Genomic DNA, 19,327 nt, shown 5'->3' with positions numbered 1-19,327 from the left:
AAAGCACCTGCGGGTGCTTTTTTTGTTGGCCCGCTTTTTGCTGTAAAGCGGGTGACTGTAACCGGAGCACCCAGCATGTCCCTGCCCACACTTCCCAATCGCCTGGTGATGGACCCCGCGTCCACGCAGGGCATGGCCGAGCTGACGCGCAAAGACCCCAAGGCGGCGATGCGGGCGGTGGCCGGCCAGTTCGAGGGCTTGCTGTTGAGCCAGCTGATGTCGGCGATGCGCGAGAACTCGCTGGGCGGCGACGAGGACTCCGGCGAGATGGACACCTTTCGCGGCATGTACGACCAGCAGCTGGTGCAGGGCATGATCCAGTCCGGCGGTATGGGGCTGGCCGATGTGCTGACACAGCAGCTGATGCGGGCGGCAAATCTGGCCGATACGCAGCAAGAACTGCCGCCGCTTGCCGGCTCCTTGCCGCCGGCAGTATCGCCGGCGCAGCTGCGCCAGGCCTACGGCGGCAGCGTCGATCCGCTTGCCAGCGCGGGGCCCGCCGCCAGCAGCGAGCCGCTGCCGGGCGACAAGGACGGCTTCGTCGCCGCCATGCTGCCGCACGCACGGCGTGCCGCCGAGCGTCTGGGTGTGGCGCCGGAACTGCTGGTGGCGCACGCGGCGCTGGAATCCGGCTGGGGGCGGCGCATGCTGCGCCAGGCGGACGGCCAGAACAGCTTCAACCTGTTCGGCATCAAGGCGACCGGCAACTGGCAGGGCGGTTCGGTGGCGGCGCTGACTACCGAGTACGAGTCGGGCAAGGCGAAAAAGCAGGTGGAAAGCTTCCGCGCCTACCAGTCCTATGCCCAGTCTTTCGACGACTACGCACAGCTGATCGAAAGCAGCCCGCGTTATCGCCAGGCATTGAACCAAGGCAATGATTTCGGCGCTTATGCGCAAGCGCTGCAGCGTGGCGGCTACGCCACCGATCCGGCTTACGCCGCCAAGCTGCAGGCAGTGGCCAAGAGTGTTGTCGCCCTGTAAGGCTTCAATTTACGGCCCTGCTGCCGATATAAAGTAGTAAGGAGAGCAAGATGAATCTGTTGAATCTGGGTGCGAGCGGCGTTTCTGCGGCCAGGGTGAACCTGGAAACCACCAGCCACAACATCAGCAACGTGAATACCGACGGTTATTCGCGGCAGGTGGTATCGCAAAAGGCGGCGCTGCCACAGTACAGCGGTTTCGGCTTTCTGGGGCAGGGCGCCGACATTGCCAGCGTCAGCCGCATGTTCGACCAGTTTGTCGAGGTGGAGCTGCGTACCTCCACGTCGACCATCAGCTCGCTGCAGGCGCAGCAGAATGCGCTGGGCACCATCGACAATATGCTGACCGACAGCTCCACCGGCATCATGGCCTCGGTACAGCAGTTCTTTACCGCCATGCAGACCGCTGCGGCCAACCCGACCTCCATCGCCACCCGCCAGGTGGTGCTGAGCGAGGCGCAGGCGCTGGTGGACCGCTTCCAGACCACCAACAGTCAGATCGAGGAACTGCGCCAGAACCTGCGCAGCTCGGTGGATGTGTCGGTCAACCAGATCAACACCCTGACCGAGAACCTAGCCAAGATCAATCGCCAGATCACCATCCTGTCGGATGGCTCGGCCAAGGTGCCGAACGACCTGCTTGACCAGCGCGACAAGCTGGTGGTGGACCTTGGCAAGCTGATCAATGTCAACGTGGTGCAGTCGGACGACGGCAACTACAACGTGTTTCTCGACAGTGGCCAGGCGCTGGTGGTGGGGCCGAGCTCATCCAAGCTGTATACCCAGACCACGCAGAGCTCTACCACGGTGATGCTGGATAACCAGTTCACGCCGGATAGCCAGATCAGCTACACCGATATCCGCGGCGGCGCGCTGCAGGGTTATCTGCAACTGCTGGAGCAGGACATTCCGCGCGTGCAGATCGACCTGGGCAACCTGGCGGTCGAGTTTACCGATGCGGTGAACCGCCAGCATGCGCTGGGGGTGGACCTGACCGGGCAATACCAGCAGGCGACGTCGCAGCAATATCTTGACCCCGCCACGCCGTCCGGCCCGTATGTCGCCCAGGACGGCGGCCTGTTCCAGGACTTGAGCCAGGAGCGGCTGAAGGCGGAAAACGCCACTACGATTACCGACGAGGCGCTGGCAATGCAGCTGGCGGTGACGCATATGGCGGTGAAAGTGGGCAACCCGGCGCAACTGGCGATGTCGTCCGGGGTGATTGCCACCTCGCAGGTCAGTGCCGACGGTTCGATCACCAAGCCGGTGATCAGCTCGGTGTGGCAGGAGGCTTACCTGCACCAGGACAACAGCACGCCGTTTGTCGGCAAGGAGCCCAATGCGCGGCTGGTGGACGTGCTGCCGCCGCCGGCCACGGTGCAGATTCCGTTCGATGCCAGTACCAACCCGGTGTTCGGCACGCCCACTGTGTCGATTGCCGGCTATACCGCCACGGCGGTGACCAAGTCGACCAGCCAGCAGGGGGTGTGGGAGTTCGAGCTGACCAGCACTGCGGCGCCGTCGCAGACGGTGAAGCTGGCGTTCAAGGCGGAATCGCTGCCGCTCACCGGCACGCAGAGCCTGACGATTCGCGCCCGCGACCCGGCCACCGATGGCGTGAACGGCATGGACAACAGCAATATGCTGGCCATCAACAGCCTGCAGTCCAAGCCGATCCTGGCCAGTACCAAGACCGGCACCACCTCGCTGCTAGCCAAGATTACCGACCCCGGTTTCACCCGCACCTCGACCATGGAAGTGTTCTTTGCACAGACGGTCAGCTATGTGGGTAGCCGCGGCAGCATTACCGACGTGCAGTTGAAGGCGCAACAAAACCTCAACCTGGAAGTCACCAAGAAGAAACAGGGGCTGTCGGGAGTGGATCTGGACGAGGAAGCGGCCAACCTGGTGAAGTTCCAGCAGGCCTACCAGGCGTCCAGCAAGGTGATCCAGGTGGCGCAGGAAACGTTCCAGGCCATTCTGGATGCCGTAGCGTAAGTAGAGGACTGAGTCATGAGAGTTACCAACGCCACACAATTCGGTCTCGGGGTGTTTTACATGCAGCAGAAGCAGCAGAGCCTGCAGAAGCTGTATGAACAGATTTCCTCCAAGCAGCGGGTGATCACCTCGTCCGATGACCCGGCCGCGGCCTCGCTGGCGATCGAGGTGACCGCGATTGCCGATCGCAGCAGCCGCTTTGTCAGCAATGCGAGCCTGGCGTACGACCAGCTGGCGACCACGGATACCACGCTGCAGAACGTGTCGGACGTGATTACCCGAGTGCGCGAACTGGCGGTACAGGCCGGCAAGCCGGCGCTGTCGCAGACCGACCGCGCGGCGATGCGTGCCGAGCTGGTGGAGGTGACCAAGAACCTGGTGGGGCTGTTCAATACCACCAGCGCCGAGGGCAATTACATTTTCGGCGGTACCGCCACCGGCTCGAAACCGTTCGACCTGTCGTGGGAACCTGCCATCCAGGTGGATTACCAGGGCAATATGCAGCGCCAGGAAGTGGCCGTCGGCACCTCGCGCACGCTGGCGCTGACCGAGCCTGGCAACCTGGTGGCCGGGCAGACCAGTACCGTGCCGGCACTCACCACCGCGCTGGCAGCGGTGCCGGCCGCGCCGCCGGCGATCCCCAGCAACCTGCCCGCGGTCAGCAAGGACCCGGATGCCTTTTCTGCCGGCAACGAGTTGTTCCAGGCTATTTCCCGGCTGGATGTGTTGTTGCGGGTTGGGCCGAACGATGCGGCCAGCACCGCGGAATTCGATCGCATGCTGTATGAGTCGCGGCAGCTGACCGCCGCCGGTACGACCCCGAATCCGTACAAGGCCTACGAGGACTTTGCCGCCACGCCGGACTGGAACATTCCCGATCCGCCCAGCCCGGACAGCGGCAGCGCCTATTACTCCAAGGGCATGGCCGAGGTGTTGAAGGGGCTGGATGCCGGTTTTGAACAGGTGGTGTCGGTGAATACCGTGATCGGCTCGCGCATGAACGCGGCGCAGACGGTGAAGGATATCGGTGCCGAGCTGGACATCAACTACACCAAGCGCATCCAGCAGCTGGTGGGGCTGGACGAGGACGGCTACGTGAAGGCCATTTCCTCCTACCAGCAGGCGGTGACGGCGCTGCAGGCGTCGCAGCAGACTTTCTCCAGCATCAGCAAGTTGTCACTGTTCAACTATCTGTGATGGCGCGGACTTAGTGGTATGATGCCGCCCTTTGTCGGCATGGCGGTGGGAATGATATGGAAACAATGCGTTTGTCCAAGCGCCTGGCTGAAATGGGCGTCTGCTCGCGCCGCGAAGCAGATGTCTACATTGAAAAAGGCTGGGTAAAGGTAAACGGTGTTGCCGCCGTGCTGGGGCAGAAAGTGGGACCGGACGATCACATCGTGGTCGAAAAGCAGGCGCTGGCGGCGCAGTCCCACCGTGTGACCATTCTGCTGAACAAGCCGGTCGGCTATGTGTCCGGCCAGGCGGAAAACGGCTACCAGCCGGCGGTGGTGCTGGTGCGGCCGGAAAACCACTGGAGCGCGGATCAGGCCAAGATCAACTTCTCCCGCGATCACCTGAAAGGGCTGGCGCCGGCCGGCCGGCTGGATATCGACTCGGTCGGTCTGCTGGTGTTGACGCAGGACGGCCGGGTAGCCAAAGAGATCATCGGCGAAAATTCGGACGTGGAAAAAGAGTACCTGGTGCGGGTGGAAGGCGAGCTGGATGCCGATGGCCTGCGCCTGCTCAACCATGGTCTGGCGCTGGACGGCCAGCCGCTGCAGCCGGCCAAGGTGTGGTGGCAAAACCAGGATCAACTGCGCTTCATCCTGCGCGAAGGCAAGAAGCGGCAGATCCGGCGCATGTGCGAGCTGGTCGGCCTGCGGGTGGTCGGCCTCAAGCGGATTCGCATCGGCAACATCATGCTCGGCGATCTGCCCACCGGGCAGTGGCGCTACCTGTCGCCGGAAGAAAGCTTCAGCTGATAAAAAAAACCTGCCGCCTGGCAGGTTTTTTCGTTCATCCCCACTGTTTGACCAGAAAGCCGGGGCGGATGCCGGCGTCTTTGAGCGACACCGGGCCGGTGATGCCGTACTCGGCCAGTGCGGTATTGCGCGGCAGCGGTTCGCCGTACATGTCGCCGCTGCCGGCACGCACTGCCGCCACGCGCGGCGTGTTGCCCTTGCCCTCGGCCGGGCGCTGTACCACCACGGCGATCTCGCCATTGCCCAGGCGCACAAAGCTGCCCGGCGGGTAGATGCCGATTTCCTTGATCAGCATGGCGACGAAGCGGGCGTCGAACTCGCTGAAATCGCCGCGGTACAGCTTGCCCAGCGCGATGGACGGCAGGTGGCCGGGACGGTGGGCGTGGGTGGTCAGCAGCGAGGTCAGCACGTCGGTCAGGCGGATCAGGTGCGCGCCGGGGTCGATCTGCTCTTTCTTCAGACCATAGGGGTAGCCGCTGCCATTCCATTCCTCGTGGTGCTGCTGGATCAGCAGGTGCCAGCGCTCGTCCTCTATTTTTAGGTCGCGCAGGATGGCCGACGACAGCAGCGGATGCGCGTACATCTCGGAACGCTGCCCGTCGTCCAGCGGTTGTTCCTGCCGGCTCAGCTCGCTGTGCATCGCGGTGGTGGAGATATTCATGGTGAGCGCGGCGCACAGCAGGATCTGCTGCTCGGCCGGCGGCAGGTTCAGGCGGCGGCCCAGCACCGCCAGGATGGCCGCGGTGTGCAGGCTGTGCATGCTGCCGTAGTCCTTGTACGGCACCAGCAGACAGGCGGCGATCAGCCCGTCCGGGTGCTGGTGGGCCAGCCGGATCAGTTGCTCGGCGACGTTGCCGATTTCCTCGGCAAAATTGCGGAACTGGAAAAAGCGGTTCAGCAGGCCGCCCATCTTGTGCGCCAGCCTATCCATCTCGATGATGGGGTTGCTCTGCCGGTTGGCGTGCTCGCGGCGTTCCTGCTCGTGTTTTTCCCGCCGCTCACGCAGCTCTTTCTCGATCAGTGCCGCGCGGTCATGGCCGGTGATCAGGCCATGCTCCAGCAGCCGCTGTTTCTGCGTTTCGGTCAGGACATAATGTCCCCGCTTGATGAACAGCATGCCGTTCTTGGCGAACACATCGGTGGGCAATTCGGCACCGAGGGTGATCATGTTGGCTGGTAGCGGGGTGGTGGGCTTGCTCATGGTGGTCTTGCCTTAATGCGTGATGCCGGCAGCGCGGGATGCGTCAGCGCACCTGTGGCGCGCTGCTGCGTAGGCGCTTCCACAGGTCTGCCAGATACTGCGGGCGGACGCCGATCTGCTGCTGGTCTAGGGCCTGCAATATCTTGTACTGCGAATTATTGGCCTCGCGCAGTTGCGGTTTGTTATAGGAGCTGCCGTTGTTGCTGCGCAGTACCGCCACGCAGGGTTCGTTGGCGCGGCTGCGGCGCTGCAGCACCACGCCCATCTCGTGATTGGCCAGCTGCACAAAACAGCCGGGCGGGTAGATGCCCAGCTCTTTCACCAGCAGGGCGGTAAAGCGGTAATCGAACGAGCGGTCGGCTTCCAGAAACACATGCGCCAGCGCCTTGTTGGGTTTCAGTGCCGCACGATAGCCGCGCGGCGCCAGCTTGGCGGCGGTGACATCGGCCAGATGCAGCAGGTGCGATAGCGGCTCGATATGCTCGCGGTTGAGGCCGTACGGGTAGCCCTTGCCGTTCCATTGTTCGTGATGCGTCTGCACCAGCTGGTGCCAGACCTCGTCATGCACGCCCATCTCGCGCAGCATGGCGGAAGACAGCAGCGGGTGGGCCTCGATCTGCTGCCGCTGCTCGTCGCTCAGCGGGCCGCGCTGGTGGTGCAGGCTGTCCATCAGGCTGGCGATCGACAGGTTCATGGTCAGCGCCGCACACAGCAGGCTGCCGCGTACCTCGGCCGGCAGCTCCAGCTTCTCGGCCAGCACCGCCAGGATGATGGCGACGTGGATGCTGTGTGCCGACGCGTACTTGCTCATCGGCACCAGCAGCACTGCGGCCAACATGCCGTCCGGCGCGCGCAGGGTGAAGGCGGTGAGGCGGCTGACCAGCGCCCGTACCCGCTGCTCGAAGCCCGCGGCGGACAGGCCGGTGCCCAACAGGTAGTCCAGGTGGCGGGTGGCGTGCTGCACCTCCTCGAACGGGCTGAAGTCTCCGATGCGCGTCAGGTCGCTGTCCACTGGCGGCAGCGGGCCGGAGGGGTGGGCGATGCCCATGCTGACCAGCCGTTCACGCTGGCGCTCGTTCAGCACGTAATGGCCTTTTTTCAGCAACAACAGGCCGTTGCGGGCATAAATGTCCGCCGGCAATGCTTCGCCGACTTTCAATACCTGCGCCAGCGGCGGCATGTTATCGGAATTCCCCATGGCACCCATATATAAGTAGCTGCAACAATACTCATTTGATTGTGGCACAAATCCCGGCTAGGGCGGGGCGAGTCCGGCATCAATAGTTGCGGGGCAGTTCATCCCAGAGCTTTTGCAGACGTTTCATCGACACCGGGTAGGGAGTCTTGAGTTCCTGGGCGAACAGGCCCACGCGCAGCTCCTCGATATGCCAGCGGAAGGCCTGCAACGCGGCGGAAGGTTGGCCGCGTGCGGTTTCCTCCGCCACGCGCGCCTCCCACTTCGCCCACAGTTCGCGGATCTCGGCACCGCGCTGGCCGTCGCGCTGGGCATTGGTGGGCTGCTTGTCCATGCGCAGGCCCATCGCTTTCATATAGCGCGGCAGTTGCGGCAACTGCGGCCACGGCGTGGCGGCCAGGAAGCCCTTGTACACCAGGCGCCCCAACTGCTGGGTCAGCTCGAAGCCCAGCTTGTGCTTCTGCATTCTTGGCGCCAGCGCCTGGTATTCGCCGGCGATCTGGTTCAGGTAGCTGGTCACTGCCTGGGTTACCGCCGGCAGCCGGGTGCGCGCGCGCGCCTTCTGTTCGTTGAAGGCTTTTTCCGTGCGCGGCAGTTCGTCGTCGCCGATGAAGGCGCGGTCGCAGATGGCGGCAATCGCGTCCTGCAGCAGCTCGTCCACATTGCACACCGTGCGCAGCTGCAGCCCCAGCTGGGTCATGCCCGGCAGGCCCTTGTTCAGCTGCTTCATGTGCTCCTTCAGCTGGTATTGCAGCAGACGCACCACGCCCTGGCGGTGCGCATGGTTGGCCGCACCTTCGGTATCGAACAGGCGGATCGCCACGTGTTCGCCCTTGCCGTCGTTTTCCAGCGTCAGCGCCGGGAAGCCGGTGAGCTGCTGGCGGCCACGGGCGAACTGGATCGCCTGCGGCAGCTCGCCGAAGTCCCAGGCTTCCACCTGGTCGCGCTCGAACTCGGCGCTGGTGTCGCGGAAAGTGAGCTGCGCCGCCTGGCCGAACTGCTTTTGCAGCGCGATCAGGTCGCGGCCCATGCCGATTTCCTGCTTGCCGTCGTCGATGATGCGGAAGTTGAACTGCAGGTGCGGCGGCAGCTCCACGGTATCGAACTCCAGCGGGTCCACCTTCACGCCGCCGGTCTCGCGCAGGATGAAGTGCGCCAGCTGCGGGGCGATCGGCTTGAACTGATCCGGGTTGGTCAGCAGGAAGCGGGTAACGAAGTCCGGCACCGGCACGCAGCTGCGGCGAATCTGCTTGGGCAGGCTCTTGATCATGGCCTGCAGCTTGTCGCGGATCATGCCCGGCACCAGCCATTCGAACTCGGCCGGCTCCAGTGTGTTCAGCGCCGCCAGCGGCAGGTCGATGGTGACGCCGTCCAGCGGGTGGTTCGGCTCGAAGCGGTAGCGCAGGCGGCAGCGGCTGCCGGCCAGCTCGCGGTATTCCGGGAACTGGGTTTCCGACACATTCTCGGCGGTGTGGCGCATCAGTTCCTCACGGGTGAGGAACAACAGCTTGGGGTTGGCTGCTTCCGCATCCTTGCGCCAGGCTTCAAAGCTGGCGGCATCCACCACGTCAGCCGGAATGCGCTCGGCGTAGAAGGCGAACAGCGCCTCTTCATCCACCAGCACGTCCTGGCGGCGCGCCTTGTGCTCCAGCTGCTCCACCTCGCGGATCAGCTGCTGGTTGCGCTGGAAGAACGGCGCATTACTCACGTACTCCATGGCCACCAGCGCGCCGCGGATGAACAGCTCGCGCGCTTCTTCCGGTGCGATGCGGCCGTAGCTCACCGGGCGGCGGGCGATCAGCGTCAGGCTGAACAGGGTAACGCGTTCGCTGGCCACCACCTCGCCGCGCGACTTTTCCCAGTGCGGGTCAAAGTGGTGCAGCTTCACCAGGTGCGGCGCCACGTCCTCCACCCAGTCCGGCTCCACGCGCGCCACGCAGCGGGCGTACAGCTTGGTGGTTTCCACCAGCTCGGCGGCCATCAGCCACTTCGGGCGTGCCTTTTTCAGGCCGGAACCGGGGAACATCAAAAAGCTGCCGCCGCGGGCGCCGTTGTAGTCGTCGCCTTCCTGCGACTTCATGCCGAGGTTGCCGATCAGGCCGGTGAGCAGCGCCTTGTGCAGCTTCTCGTAGGCCAGGGTCTCGGCCTGGGCGCGTTTCTTCGGCGTGGCCTCGGTGCCGGTTGGTGCTGCCGGGGCATGCGCCGCCTCGCGCTCGATCAGGCCCATGTCGGCGGCGATTTCCGCCAGCTGCGCGTGCAGCTCGCGCCATTCGCGCATGCGCAGATGCGACAGGAAGTGCTGGTGACACAGGTTCACCAGCTGGCGGTTGCTCTGCTTGTTGCTGAGTGCGTCGGCAAAGAAGTCCCACAGATGTAGGAAGGACAAGAAATCGGATTTCTCGTCGCTGAAGCGGGTATGGGCGCGGTCGGCGGCCTCGCGCGCCTCGAACGGCCGCTCGCGCGGGTCCTGCACCGACAGCGCGGCAGCGATGATCAGTACCTCGCGCACGCAGTGGTGTTCGCGGCCGGCCAGCAGCATGCGGCCAACCTTGGGGTCCACCGGGATGCGCGCTAGCTCCTTGCCCACCTGGGTGAGCTGCAGCGCCTCGTCCACCGCGCCCAGCTCCTGCAGTACCTGGTAGCCGTCGGCGATCAGGCGGCTGGACGGCGGCTCGATGAAGGGGAACTGGTCCACCTGGCCCAGGCGCAGCGCCGCCATGCGCAGGATCACTGCCGCCAGGCTGCTGCGCACGATTTCTGGGTCGGTAAACGCGCCACGGGCGTTGAAGTCGGCCTCGTCGTACAGCCGCACGCACACGCCGGCTTCCACCCGGCCACAGCGGCCGGCACGCTGGCGTGCGGCGGCCTGCGAGATCTTCTCCACCTGCAGCTGTTCCACCTTGGCGCGCGGGCTGTAGCGCTTGATGCGCGCGAGGCCGGTGTCGATCACGTACTTGATGCCGGGCACGGTGAGCGAGGTTTCTGCCACGTTGGTGGCCAGCACGATGCGGCGGCCGCCGGAAGGCTTGAAGATCTTCTGCTGGTCCTCGTTGGACAGCCGCGCGAACAGCGGCAGCACCTCGTAATGGCGGATGCCGCTGCGGCGCAGCTTGTCGGCGGTGTCGCGAATCTCGCGCTCGCCGGGCAGGAAGACCAGCATGTCGCCGGGGCCGTGGCGCGAGATTTCCGCCACCGCCTCGACGATGGCGTCTTCCATCTCCATCTCGCGCTCGTCTTCGTCGCGCTGCTTCAGCGGGCGGTAGCGCACCTCCACCGGGTAGGTGCGGCCGGATACTTCGATCACCGGCGCGTTATCGAAGTGGCGGGCGAAGCGGTCGGCGTCGATGGTGGCCGAGGTGATGATCACCTTCAGGTCCGGCCGGCGCGGCAGCAGCTGCTTCAGGTAGCCCAGCAGGAAGTCGATGTTGAGGCTGCGCTCGTGCGCCTCGTCGATGATGATGGTGTCGTAGGCTTCCAGGTGGCGGTCGGTCTGCGTTTCCGCCAGCAGGATGCCGTCGGTCATCAGCTTGACCACGCTGCGCTCCGACAGTTTGTCGGTGAAGCGCACCTTGAAACCGACGTGGTTGCCCAGCTCGCTGCCCAGCTCCTGCGCGATGCGGGTGGCCACCGAACGGGCGGCAAGCCGGCGCGGCTGGGTGTGGCCGATCAGCCCGTACACGCCGCGGCCCAGCTCCAGGCAGATCTTGGGCAGCTGGGTGGTTTTGCCGGAGCCGGTTTCGCCGCAGATGATCACCACCTGGTTGGCGGCAATCGCCGCCTTGATGTCGTCGCGCTTCTGGTTGACCGGCAGCGCGTCGTCGAAGCTCGGCTTGGGCAGATGCTGGGCGCGCACCGCGGCGCGGCTGGCGGATTTGGCGATCTGCGCGGCGAGGTCGGCCAGCAGACGGTCTGCCGGCTGCTGGCGCTTGCTGCGCTGCTCGGCGTCGGCCAGCTTGCGCTTCAGGCCGTAACGATCGCGGATCAGGCAGGTGGACAGGGCGGCTTTGAGTTCGGGCAGGGTGGGGGTGGTCATGCGGCGGGTAAAGAGCACGGAATTCGACAAGGCGGGCAGTATAGCAGAGCGTCTTGCTGCGCCAGACAAGGCATTGCGGCCAACCTTGAGGTTGGCCGCAATGGGCTGACGGTGACAGGCGCGGGCCGTGGCCGGATCAGGCGCTGCTGCTGCTCTGTTCGGCAGGCTTGAGGCTGATGCTGGTGTCGCCGGGCAGGCCGTCCGTGGCCCAGCGGTCGAACTCGGCCATGATCGTGTCGTAGGTCTGCTGGCTGATGTCCGGCAAGGCGCCGCCCAGCATTTCCTTAGCTTGATCAAAGCCCTGGCTGACGGCATCGCGTACGGCCTCCAGCCGCGACGGGTCGTCGCCTATCATCGAGCGGGCAAAGCTCAGGATGCGTTCGGCGGTCTTGCGCACGCCGAATTCGCCGTCCTCGGCAATCGCCGCCTGCGCCGCCTTGATGGTTTCCGGGTCGGCGCTCAGCTTCTGTTCGCCGCTGACCACCTTTTTCCACTCCAGCCCCTGTTTTTGAATCAGGTTGCCCAGCAGCTGCAGCATTTCGCCGGCCTTGCGGTCGGACTCTTCCAGCATCGCCGTCAGGTCGACCTGCTGCGGCGCCTCGCTCTTGCGCGGCTTGTCGTAGGTCAGCGCGGCGGTGTCGTCCTGCTGGCCCAGCGTGACTTTCTCCTGCTGTTTCTCGCGCTGTTCCGCCTGCTTGGCGGCGGCGCGGGCGTGGGCCTCGCTGCTGACCTGGCGGCCTGGCGGGGTGATGGGAGGGGTATTGATACGCGAGATGTCCATAACGGCTCCGGGGCAGACAAGGGGATAGTTCTTTATCGGCCAGGGCACGGTTTTTTGCAGGCCGGAATGCGGTTTCGACGCTATGATTTTGCCTTGCTGGCGGCCGGCAAATGCCTGCCGTAATGCCTAATGAATTGAATGGCATGTCGCTGGCTTTTTGCCGTAGCGGCAAACACTTGATCAATGCGCATGCGCTATCGAATAATGCAAATGACAAGTGTTATCCGGTTTGTTTTTTATCAACGCATATCAAATCGATCTGTGGAATATAAAGCGTTCTGATTTGAATGCCGTCTGGAGTGTGGTGTGACGTTTCCCCATGCCGTTGAATCGATCATTTCCCGCAATGTGCTGACTTGTGCGCCGGACACCCCGGTGAGCGAGGCCGCGCAGGCGATGTGCCGTGCCCATTGCGGTTCCATCGTGGTGGTGGATGCGCAGGGACACCCGCTGGGCATCTGGACCGAAAGCGACGTGGTGAAGCTGGACCTGTTTCATCCGCAGGTGGCGCAGTGTCCGGTACGCCAGTTCATGAGCTCGCCGGTGCTGAGCATCCCGGCGGACATGTCGGTGCAGGAAGCCACCGCGCACATGCACGACAACAAGGTGCGCCATCTGCTGGTGACCAGCCCGGTGAGCAACCGGCTGCTGGGGCTGGTGTCGGCTACCGATATCGTGGTCAACCAGGACGCCGAGTTCTTCCTGCGCCTGAAGCGGCTGGACAGCATGCTGCACCGGCCGCTGGTGATCGTGAATGCCGATCAGCCGGTGGTGGCGGCCATGCACCAGATGCGCGAGTTCGCGGTAGAGGCGCTGGGGGTGCGTTACCCGGACGGCAGCTGGGGCATCCTCACCCAGAGCGACGTGGTGCGCTTTGTCGCCGGTGGCGACAGCGCGCTGCCGGTGTCGGCGCTGGCCAGCCACCCGCTGCGCACGGTGTCGCGGCAGATGACCCTACTTAACGCACGGCGCATGCTGCAGGAAGGGCGCACCCGCCACCTGGGGGTGGATGGCGACGATGGCCAGCTGATCGCCATCATCGGCATGTCCGACATCCTGGCCACCATGGAGCAGGAGTTCCTGATCGAGCTGCGCTCGGCGCTGCGCGAGCGCGACGAGGCGCTGCTGCAGTCGCGGCAGAGCCTGCAGCTGGCCGACAAGGTGTTCGAATCCACGCTGGAAGGCATCGTCATCACCGACCACTACGGGGTGATCCAGTCGGTCAACCCGGCGTTCACCCGCATCACCGGCTACAGCCGCGACGAAGTGCTGGGCAAGACGCCGGCGATCCTGAAATCCGGCCGCCAGTCCGCCGACTTCTACGAGCATATGTGGCGGCAGCTGAAAAACGACGGCTACTGGCAGGGCGAGGTGGTGAATCGCCGCAAGAGCGGCCTGCTGTATACCGAGCACCTGACCATCACCGGCATCCCAGATGGCTTTGGCGGCACCCGCCATTACGTGGCGGTGTTCTCCGACATCACCCAGCGCAAGCAGGCGGAGGAGCGGCTGCATTTCCTCGCCAACCACGACGCGCTGACCGGGCTGCCCAACCGCACGCTGTTTGGCGAAAAGCTGCAGAGCGCCATCGAACAGGCACAGGAGCACGGCCAACGTCTGGCGCTGATGTTCATCGACCTGGACCGCTTCAAGCTGATCAACGACACCCTCGGCCATCAGGCCGGCGACGAGCTGCTGGTGAAGATCGCCGCCCGGCTGCAGACCGAGGCGCCGGCCGGTAGCACCGTGGCGCGCCTGGCCGGTGACGAATTCACCCTGCTGCTGCCCAATGTCGGCTCGCTCAACAGCGTGGCCAGCCTGGCGCAGGACGTGCTGGACGGCATCGCCGGCGAGGTGGTGCTGGCCGGCAGCAGCAAGGTATTCATCTCCGCCAGCCTCGGCATCGCCATGTATCCGGAAGACGGCACCACCGCCGATTCGCTGCTGGTGAACGCCGACGCGGCGATGTACCGCGCCAAGAACCGCGGCAAGAACACCTTCCAGTTCTACACCACCGACATGAACGCCAGCGCCATGGCGCGGCTGAAGCTGGAATACGGCCTGCACCGCGCGCTGACGCGCGACGAATTCCAGGTTTGGTACCAGCCCAAGGTGGACCTGGCCAGCGGCCGGCTGGAGGGCATGGAGGCACTGGTGCGCTGGCAACACCCGGAAATGGGGCTGGTGTCGCCGGTGGATTTCATCCCGGTGGCGGAAGAATGCGCGCTGATCGTGCCGCTGGGCGCGTGGGTGCTCAGCGAGGCCTGCCGCTTTACCCGCCAGCTGCAGGACGACTGCGGCTTCAGCGGCCGCGTGGCGGTAAACCTGTCTGGCCGCCAGCTCAAGTTCGGCAATATCGTCGATACCGTGCAGCAGATCCTGCAGGAAAGCGGCCTGTCGGCCAGCAGTCTGGAACTGGAAATCACCGAGAGCACGGCGATGGACAGCGACCAGGAGGTTGGCCGCGCGCTGGAAGGGCTGCGCGGCATGGGGGTGACGCTGGCGATCGACGACTTCGGCACCGGCTATTCCTCGCTGGCCTACCTCAAGAGCCTGCCGGTGCAGGTGCTGAAGATCGACCGCTCCTTCATCGCCGACCTGCATCAGGACAAGGACGACGCGGCGATCGCCTCGGCGGTGATCTCGATGGGCCGCAGCCTGGGCCTGTCCATCGTCGCCGAAGGGGTGGAGCTGCCGGCGCATCGCGACTTCCTGCGCGCGCAGGGCTGCCACATGGCGCAGGGCTATCTGTACGGCAAGCCGATGCCGGCGGAGGTGTTCCGCCGCTATGTGCAGACCTTCGAGGTGCAGCACTAAGCCTGGCCGCAAGGCAGCTGCTGCTACGAAGCCGGTGTCGCTGACACCGGCTTCGGCGTTTTCGGGCGGCGTGGCCGCCGGCGGGGCTCCGTACGCACCCGTCTTCCTCGCGCTTCCCGCCGCAGGGTGTCGCTTTTTTGCCGGCGCTTGCGGCTTGATTTTGCAGCCTTTTTGCCGCTGCGCCGCCGCTGGCGGCCGGCTGGGCGGCAGATGTCGCAATCGGGACGATTCAGGCCGTTTCCCTTTCGTTGTCAGCCCATGTCGCGCGCGTATTCTCGCGGGCACGGCCGCTTGCGTGCCGTGCTGGCGTGGCCCTCACGGGTGGCGCCATTGCCAACAATCACAGCCAACCAACCAAGGCGGAGACAAGCAATGAGTGACAATCGCGGTGTGGTGTACATGGGTCCGGGCAAGGTCGAAGTGCGGGAGATCGAGTCTCCGCGCATGGTCGACCCCAGCGGGCGGGCAATCGGTCACGGCGTAATCCTGAAAGTGGTGACCACCAATATCTGCGGTTCCGACCAGCACATGGTGCGCGGGCGTACCACCGCGCCGGTCGGCCTGGTGCTGGGCCACGAGATCACCGGCGAGGTGATCGAGGTTGGCCGCGACGTGGAAACCCTGCAAGTGGGCGACCTGGTGTCGGTGCCGTTCAACGTGGCCTGCGGCCGCTGCATTACCTGCAAGGAGCAGCATACCGGCGTATGCCTGAACGTGAACCCGGCGCGTGCCGGCGGCGCCTACGGCTACGTCGACATGGGCGGCTGGATCGGCGGCCAGTCCGAATACGTGATGGTGCCGTACGCCGACTTCAACCTGCTGAAGTTCCCGGACCGGGATCGCGCACTGGCCAAGATCCGCGACCTGACCTGCCTGTCCGACATCCTGCCCACCGGCTACCACGGCGCGGTGATGGCCGGGGTGAAACCGGGCTCCACCGTCTACATCGCCGGTGCCGGCCCGGTGGGCCTGGCGGCCGCCGCCTCGGCACGCCTGCTGGGCGCCGCGGTGGTGATCGTCGGCGACATGAACGCCGACCGCCTGGCGCATGCGCGCGCGGTGGGTTTCGAAACCGTCAACCTGTCGCTGGACGCGACCCTGGGCGAGCAGATCGCCGCCTTGCTGGGCACACCGGAGGTGGATTGCGCGGTGGACTGCGTCGGCTTCGAGGCACGCGGCCACGGTGCCGGCAGCCACGAAGAGGCGCCGGCCACGGTGCTGAACTCGCTGATGGAAATCACCAAGGTGGCCGGCGGCATCGGCATCCCCGGTCTGTACGTGACCGACGACCCGGGTGCGGTGGACGCGGCGGCGAAGAAAGGCAGCCTGAGCATCCGCTTCGGCCTCGGCTGGGCCAAGTCGCACAGCTTCCACACCGGCCAGACCCCGGTGATGAAGTACAACCGCAGCCTGATGCAGGCGATCCTGTGGGACCGCCTGCCGATCGCCGACATCGTCAACGTGGAAGTGATCTCGCTAGACCAGGCGCCGGAAGGCTACCGCGCGTTCGACGGCGGCGCGCCGAAGAAATTCGTGATCGACCCGCACAATACGCTGAAGTCGGCGTAAGGCCGTAGGCTGTTGCAGCCATGAAAACGGGCCTCTGCATGCAGAGGTCCGTTTTGTTTGCGTAAAGGTTGGCCGCATGCGGCCAACCTTTCGGGCAGCAGGCCAAGAGCCGGCTCAATATCTGCCGCCTGCGGGCAGGGCGGGCCAAAGCCGCTTATCATGTCAACGTGTTAGCATGGCTGCTATCGGCCTGAAGCAGGCATTGGCTATACCTGCCAATAGCCGACATGCTGACGCACTGCCGCGTCGGCTATCCCCACCACAGCCCAACAAGGCTGCGACATCACATTGAGCCTAGTGTGGCGTCATCAGAAACGCCGATGCCAGAGGCTGCATTGGGGTTGGCCGCGTTCATTCATTCGTATCTAATACCGCCCAGTGCAAAGCAGGTCATAATGGAGAACCAGGCCCACCCTTGTAACCATGCATTCCACTAGCTTAGCTTTATTAGCTTGCTTCAGTCGGCTAATTGGTTACGTTAAGTATGTAGAGATTTTCTGTGGCACGTAGCGACCCTAAAAACAGGACCCGATACTGGTGGGATACCCACACGCCAGGCTTGAGCCTAATGTGTGCCGACTTTACTACGCAGAAATTTTCACCACATACGCATGATGGATTTGTCATCGCAATTACGGAGGCAGGCGGCTCCATAATTAAGAGTCGCGGCATCGAGGGAGAGGCGCGCACCTCTACGTTACTGGTTTTCAATCCTGCAGAAGTACATTCTGGCGGGATGGGATGGAGCGAGCGCTGGCGATACCGCTCGCTCTACCTGACAACTTCAGCGCTGGACGTGGTTGCTCAAGGACTAGGGGTCGCGAGTGTTCCCTATTTTTTGCGCAATATATTCGATGATGCAGACCTCATTACCGGGTATCTCAGGCTGCACCGTGCATTAGAAGATGGTCATGACCTCTTCCAAGAACGAGAGCTGCTGTTTGCTACTTTCGGTCTCCTGTATGAGAGACACGGTAGTGGTGGCGGGCGTCTCGACGATCCTCCGCAGGACCAGGTATTACTCCAGCAAGTTGTCGAAATCATGAACGACCTGTACGCGGACAACTTGCTACTTGATGATATCAGCGCCATGGTTGGACTGACCCCGTTTCAACTTATCGGACTGTTCAAGCGTACCCTCGGCCTTACTCCCCACACCTACTTGACGCAAATCCGGCTCAAAAGAGCATGCCACTATCTATCACTCGGCATGCCTATCGTTCATGTGGCTTCGGCAACCGGTTTTTATGACCAGAGCGCGCTCACGAAACAGTTCAAGCGCTGCTATGGCATTACGCCTTTGCAGTTTCAAGCAGCAGCCTGCAGGCCCGGTCTCTGACTCCACCGCTCATTCAATTTTTGCCAATACGGTAGAGGTGCAGCGCTTCAAACTCGAACGGTCATTAACGAGAGTTGGAGCCATCATGACTGCTCACGAGCAATGCAATCCCCCATCCCTTTTGCCCAGCGATGCAAATTCTTCAAGCGGCACCTCCGCAGACCCTCAGTTCCGTGGTCCCAGTCGCCCCTCGGACGGGTACCCGTGCAATGAAAACGCTCAGGGAGAACGTAAATGAGTATGTCCAGAACAGAGCATGCCCAGGTCGAGCTGAAGCGCGCACTTGGCTTAAAAGGAGCCATCGCCCTTGGTGTGGGCGGGACGATTGGTGGCGGTATTTTTGTGCTTGTCGGCCATACAACGGCGCTGGCTGGTCCTGCTGCGCTACTGGCATTCGGATTGGCCTTCCTCGCGTCACTCGTCATCGCATTACCCTACGCAGAGCTAGCCTGCCGTTACCCGCAAGCAGGTGGGGGCTATGTATTTGTACGTGAGGTACTTGGCCATAAGTGGGGATTTCTCATGGGCTGGGTGTTCTGGGGCGCTTACCTATTCGTCAGCGGCTACGTCACGCAGGGCTTTGGTGGCTACCTCCATATGCTGACAGGTACTCCGCCGATTTGGGGTGGCGTCGGGCTGGTATTGGGTTGCGTGCTCATCAACATCCGAGGTGTCGAATTATCGGGAAAGCTGCAGGTGCTGGTTATCGGGCTTGCGCTCGCTGGCCTGCTTGGGTTTGCGGTCGCAGGCGCCCCAGCAGTTGATGCCGCCAAATTCTCTCCGTGGATGCCAACTGGATTGCAAGGGCTTCTCGCGGCGGCACTCATCGCATTTCTTGCTTTCGGCGGCTTCGACATGATTGCTGTTGCCGGCGAAGAGATTGAACACCCTGAGAAAAATTTGCCCCTTGCCATTTTTCTAACACTGGCCATCGTGCTGGGCGTGTATCTGCTTGTCGCCTATGCCGCCGTGGGCACACTCGACTGGCGCTTGCTGGGTGCGTCATCAGCACCACTCAGTGATGCGGCAAAAGTCTTTCTTGGCCCCTTGGGAGGCCGTTTAGTTGCCGTCATTGCGGTTCTTACGACAGCTGCTACGGCCAATGCCGTGCTGGTTGTGACTTCGCGTATTTGCTTCGCGATGGCCCGAGATGGGTTGCTGCCTTATTACCTGGCACGTGTTAATCCTGAGACGGCAACCCCGCGGTCCGCGGTTCTCGTGTGTGGCGGCATCTTGATAGCGATACAGCTCATGGATTCGCACTTTTCCACCTCCATTGGTGGCTTCCTCTATGTCTTGCACTTCATCCCACCAATGATTGTGCTGTTGAAACTTCGCCAGCGAGGAGGTGAATCGCCCCTCCTTTCCTAGACACCTCAAGAGCCTCACACTAGGCCCTACAAGGAGGTGTCATGAGCAGGCAGCGTTT

Annotated in this window: 12 protein-coding genes; 8 read left to right on the top strand and 4 right to left on the bottom strand. The window is 63.5% G+C overall.

The window, feature by feature from the left end; genetic code table 11:
* Positions 1–75 precede the first annotated feature (75 nt).
* Genes flgJ through ACFOLG_RS15360 form a run of 4 tightly spaced genes read left to right on the top strand, consistent with a single transcriptional unit; the run spans position 76 to position 4,963 of the window.
* Positions 76–981 (top strand): flagellar assembly peptidoglycan hydrolase FlgJ, encoded by a 906-nt coding sequence (gene flgJ / locus ACFOLG_RS15375; protein ID WP_386093392.1) that lies wholly within the window; start codon positions 76–78, stop codon positions 979–981.
* Positions 982–1,031: 50 nt separating this feature from the next.
* A complete protein-coding gene (gene flgK / locus ACFOLG_RS15370; protein WP_386093390.1) occupies positions 1,032–2,978 on the top strand; it encodes a flagellar hook-associated protein FlgK in 1,947 nt (648 codons plus the stop codon).
* 15 nt (positions 2,979–2,993) lie between these two features.
* Complete coding sequence (flgL, locus tag ACFOLG_RS15365; protein WP_386093389.1) at positions 2,994–4,175, top strand: flagellar hook-associated protein FlgL; 1,182 nt, start codon at positions 2,994–2,996, stop codon at positions 4,173–4,175.
* 56 nt (positions 4,176–4,231) lie between these two features.
* A complete protein-coding gene (locus ACFOLG_RS15360) occupies positions 4,232–4,963 on the top strand; it encodes a pseudouridine synthase (RefSeq protein ID WP_386093387.1) in 732 nt (243 codons plus the stop codon).
* 34 nt (positions 4,964–4,997) lie between these two features.
* Here the strand turns inward: ACFOLG_RS15360 and ACFOLG_RS15355 are convergent, their stop codons facing one another.
* The 4 genes from ACFOLG_RS15355 to ACFOLG_RS15340 all read right to left on the bottom strand — a co-directional run bounded on the left by ACFOLG_RS15355 (position 4,998) and on the right by ACFOLG_RS15340 (position 12,173).
* The gene (locus ACFOLG_RS15355; RefSeq protein ID WP_386093385.1) at positions 4,998–6,164 is read right to left on the bottom strand and encodes an HD-GYP domain-containing protein; all 1,167 of its coding nucleotides are present in this window, start codon (positions 6,162–6,164) and stop codon (positions 4,998–5,000) included.
* 43 nt (positions 6,165–6,207) lie between these two features.
* The gene (locus ACFOLG_RS15350) at positions 6,208–7,362 is read right to left on the bottom strand and encodes an HD-GYP domain-containing protein (RefSeq protein ID WP_386093383.1); all 1,155 of its coding nucleotides are present in this window, start codon (positions 7,360–7,362) and stop codon (positions 6,208–6,210) included.
* Positions 7,363–7,441: 79 nt separating this feature from the next.
* The gene (hrpA, locus tag ACFOLG_RS15345) at positions 7,442–11,392 is read right to left on the bottom strand and encodes an ATP-dependent RNA helicase HrpA (RefSeq protein ID WP_386093381.1); all 3,951 of its coding nucleotides are present in this window, start codon (positions 11,390–11,392) and stop codon (positions 7,442–7,444) included.
* Positions 11,393–11,528: 136 nt separating this feature from the next.
* Positions 11,529–12,173, bottom strand: coding sequence for a hypothetical protein (locus tag ACFOLG_RS15340; RefSeq protein WP_386093379.1), 645 nt, complete (start codon positions 12,171–12,173; stop codon positions 11,529–11,531).
* A gap of 306 nt (positions 12,174–12,479) precedes the next feature.
* On the opposite strand from ACFOLG_RS15340, the gene ACFOLG_RS15335 reads away from it, so the two are divergent.
* The 4 genes from ACFOLG_RS15335 to ACFOLG_RS15320 all read left to right on the top strand — a co-directional run bounded on the left by ACFOLG_RS15335 (position 12,480) and on the right by ACFOLG_RS15320 (position 19,269).
* The gene (locus ACFOLG_RS15335) at positions 12,480–14,990 is read left to right on the top strand and encodes an EAL domain-containing protein (protein ID WP_386093377.1); all 2,511 of its coding nucleotides are present in this window, start codon (positions 12,480–12,482) and stop codon (positions 14,988–14,990) included.
* Between the two features lie 372 nt (positions 14,991–15,362).
* The gene (gene fdhA / locus ACFOLG_RS15330; protein ID WP_386093375.1) at positions 15,363–16,559 is read left to right on the top strand and encodes a formaldehyde dehydrogenase, glutathione-independent; all 1,197 of its coding nucleotides are present in this window, start codon (positions 15,363–15,365) and stop codon (positions 16,557–16,559) included.
* Between the two features lie 499 nt (positions 16,560–17,058).
* A complete protein-coding gene (locus ACFOLG_RS15325; RefSeq protein ID WP_386093373.1) occupies positions 17,059–17,898 on the top strand; it encodes a helix-turn-helix domain-containing protein in 840 nt (279 codons plus the stop codon).
* Between the two features lie 234 nt (positions 17,899–18,132).
* Positions 18,133–19,269 (top strand): APC family permease, encoded by a 1,137-nt coding sequence (locus tag ACFOLG_RS15320; protein ID WP_386093371.1) that lies wholly within the window; start codon positions 18,133–18,135, stop codon positions 19,267–19,269.
* Positions 19,270–19,327 lie beyond the last annotated feature (58 nt).

Origin of the sequence: Vogesella facilis (assembly GCF_042648525.1) — a bacterium.
GTDB classification, from domain to species: Bacteria; Pseudomonadota; Gammaproteobacteria; order Burkholderiales; family Chromobacteriaceae; genus Vogesella; species Vogesella facilis.
This window is presented reverse-complemented; position numbering and strand designations above follow the sequence as displayed.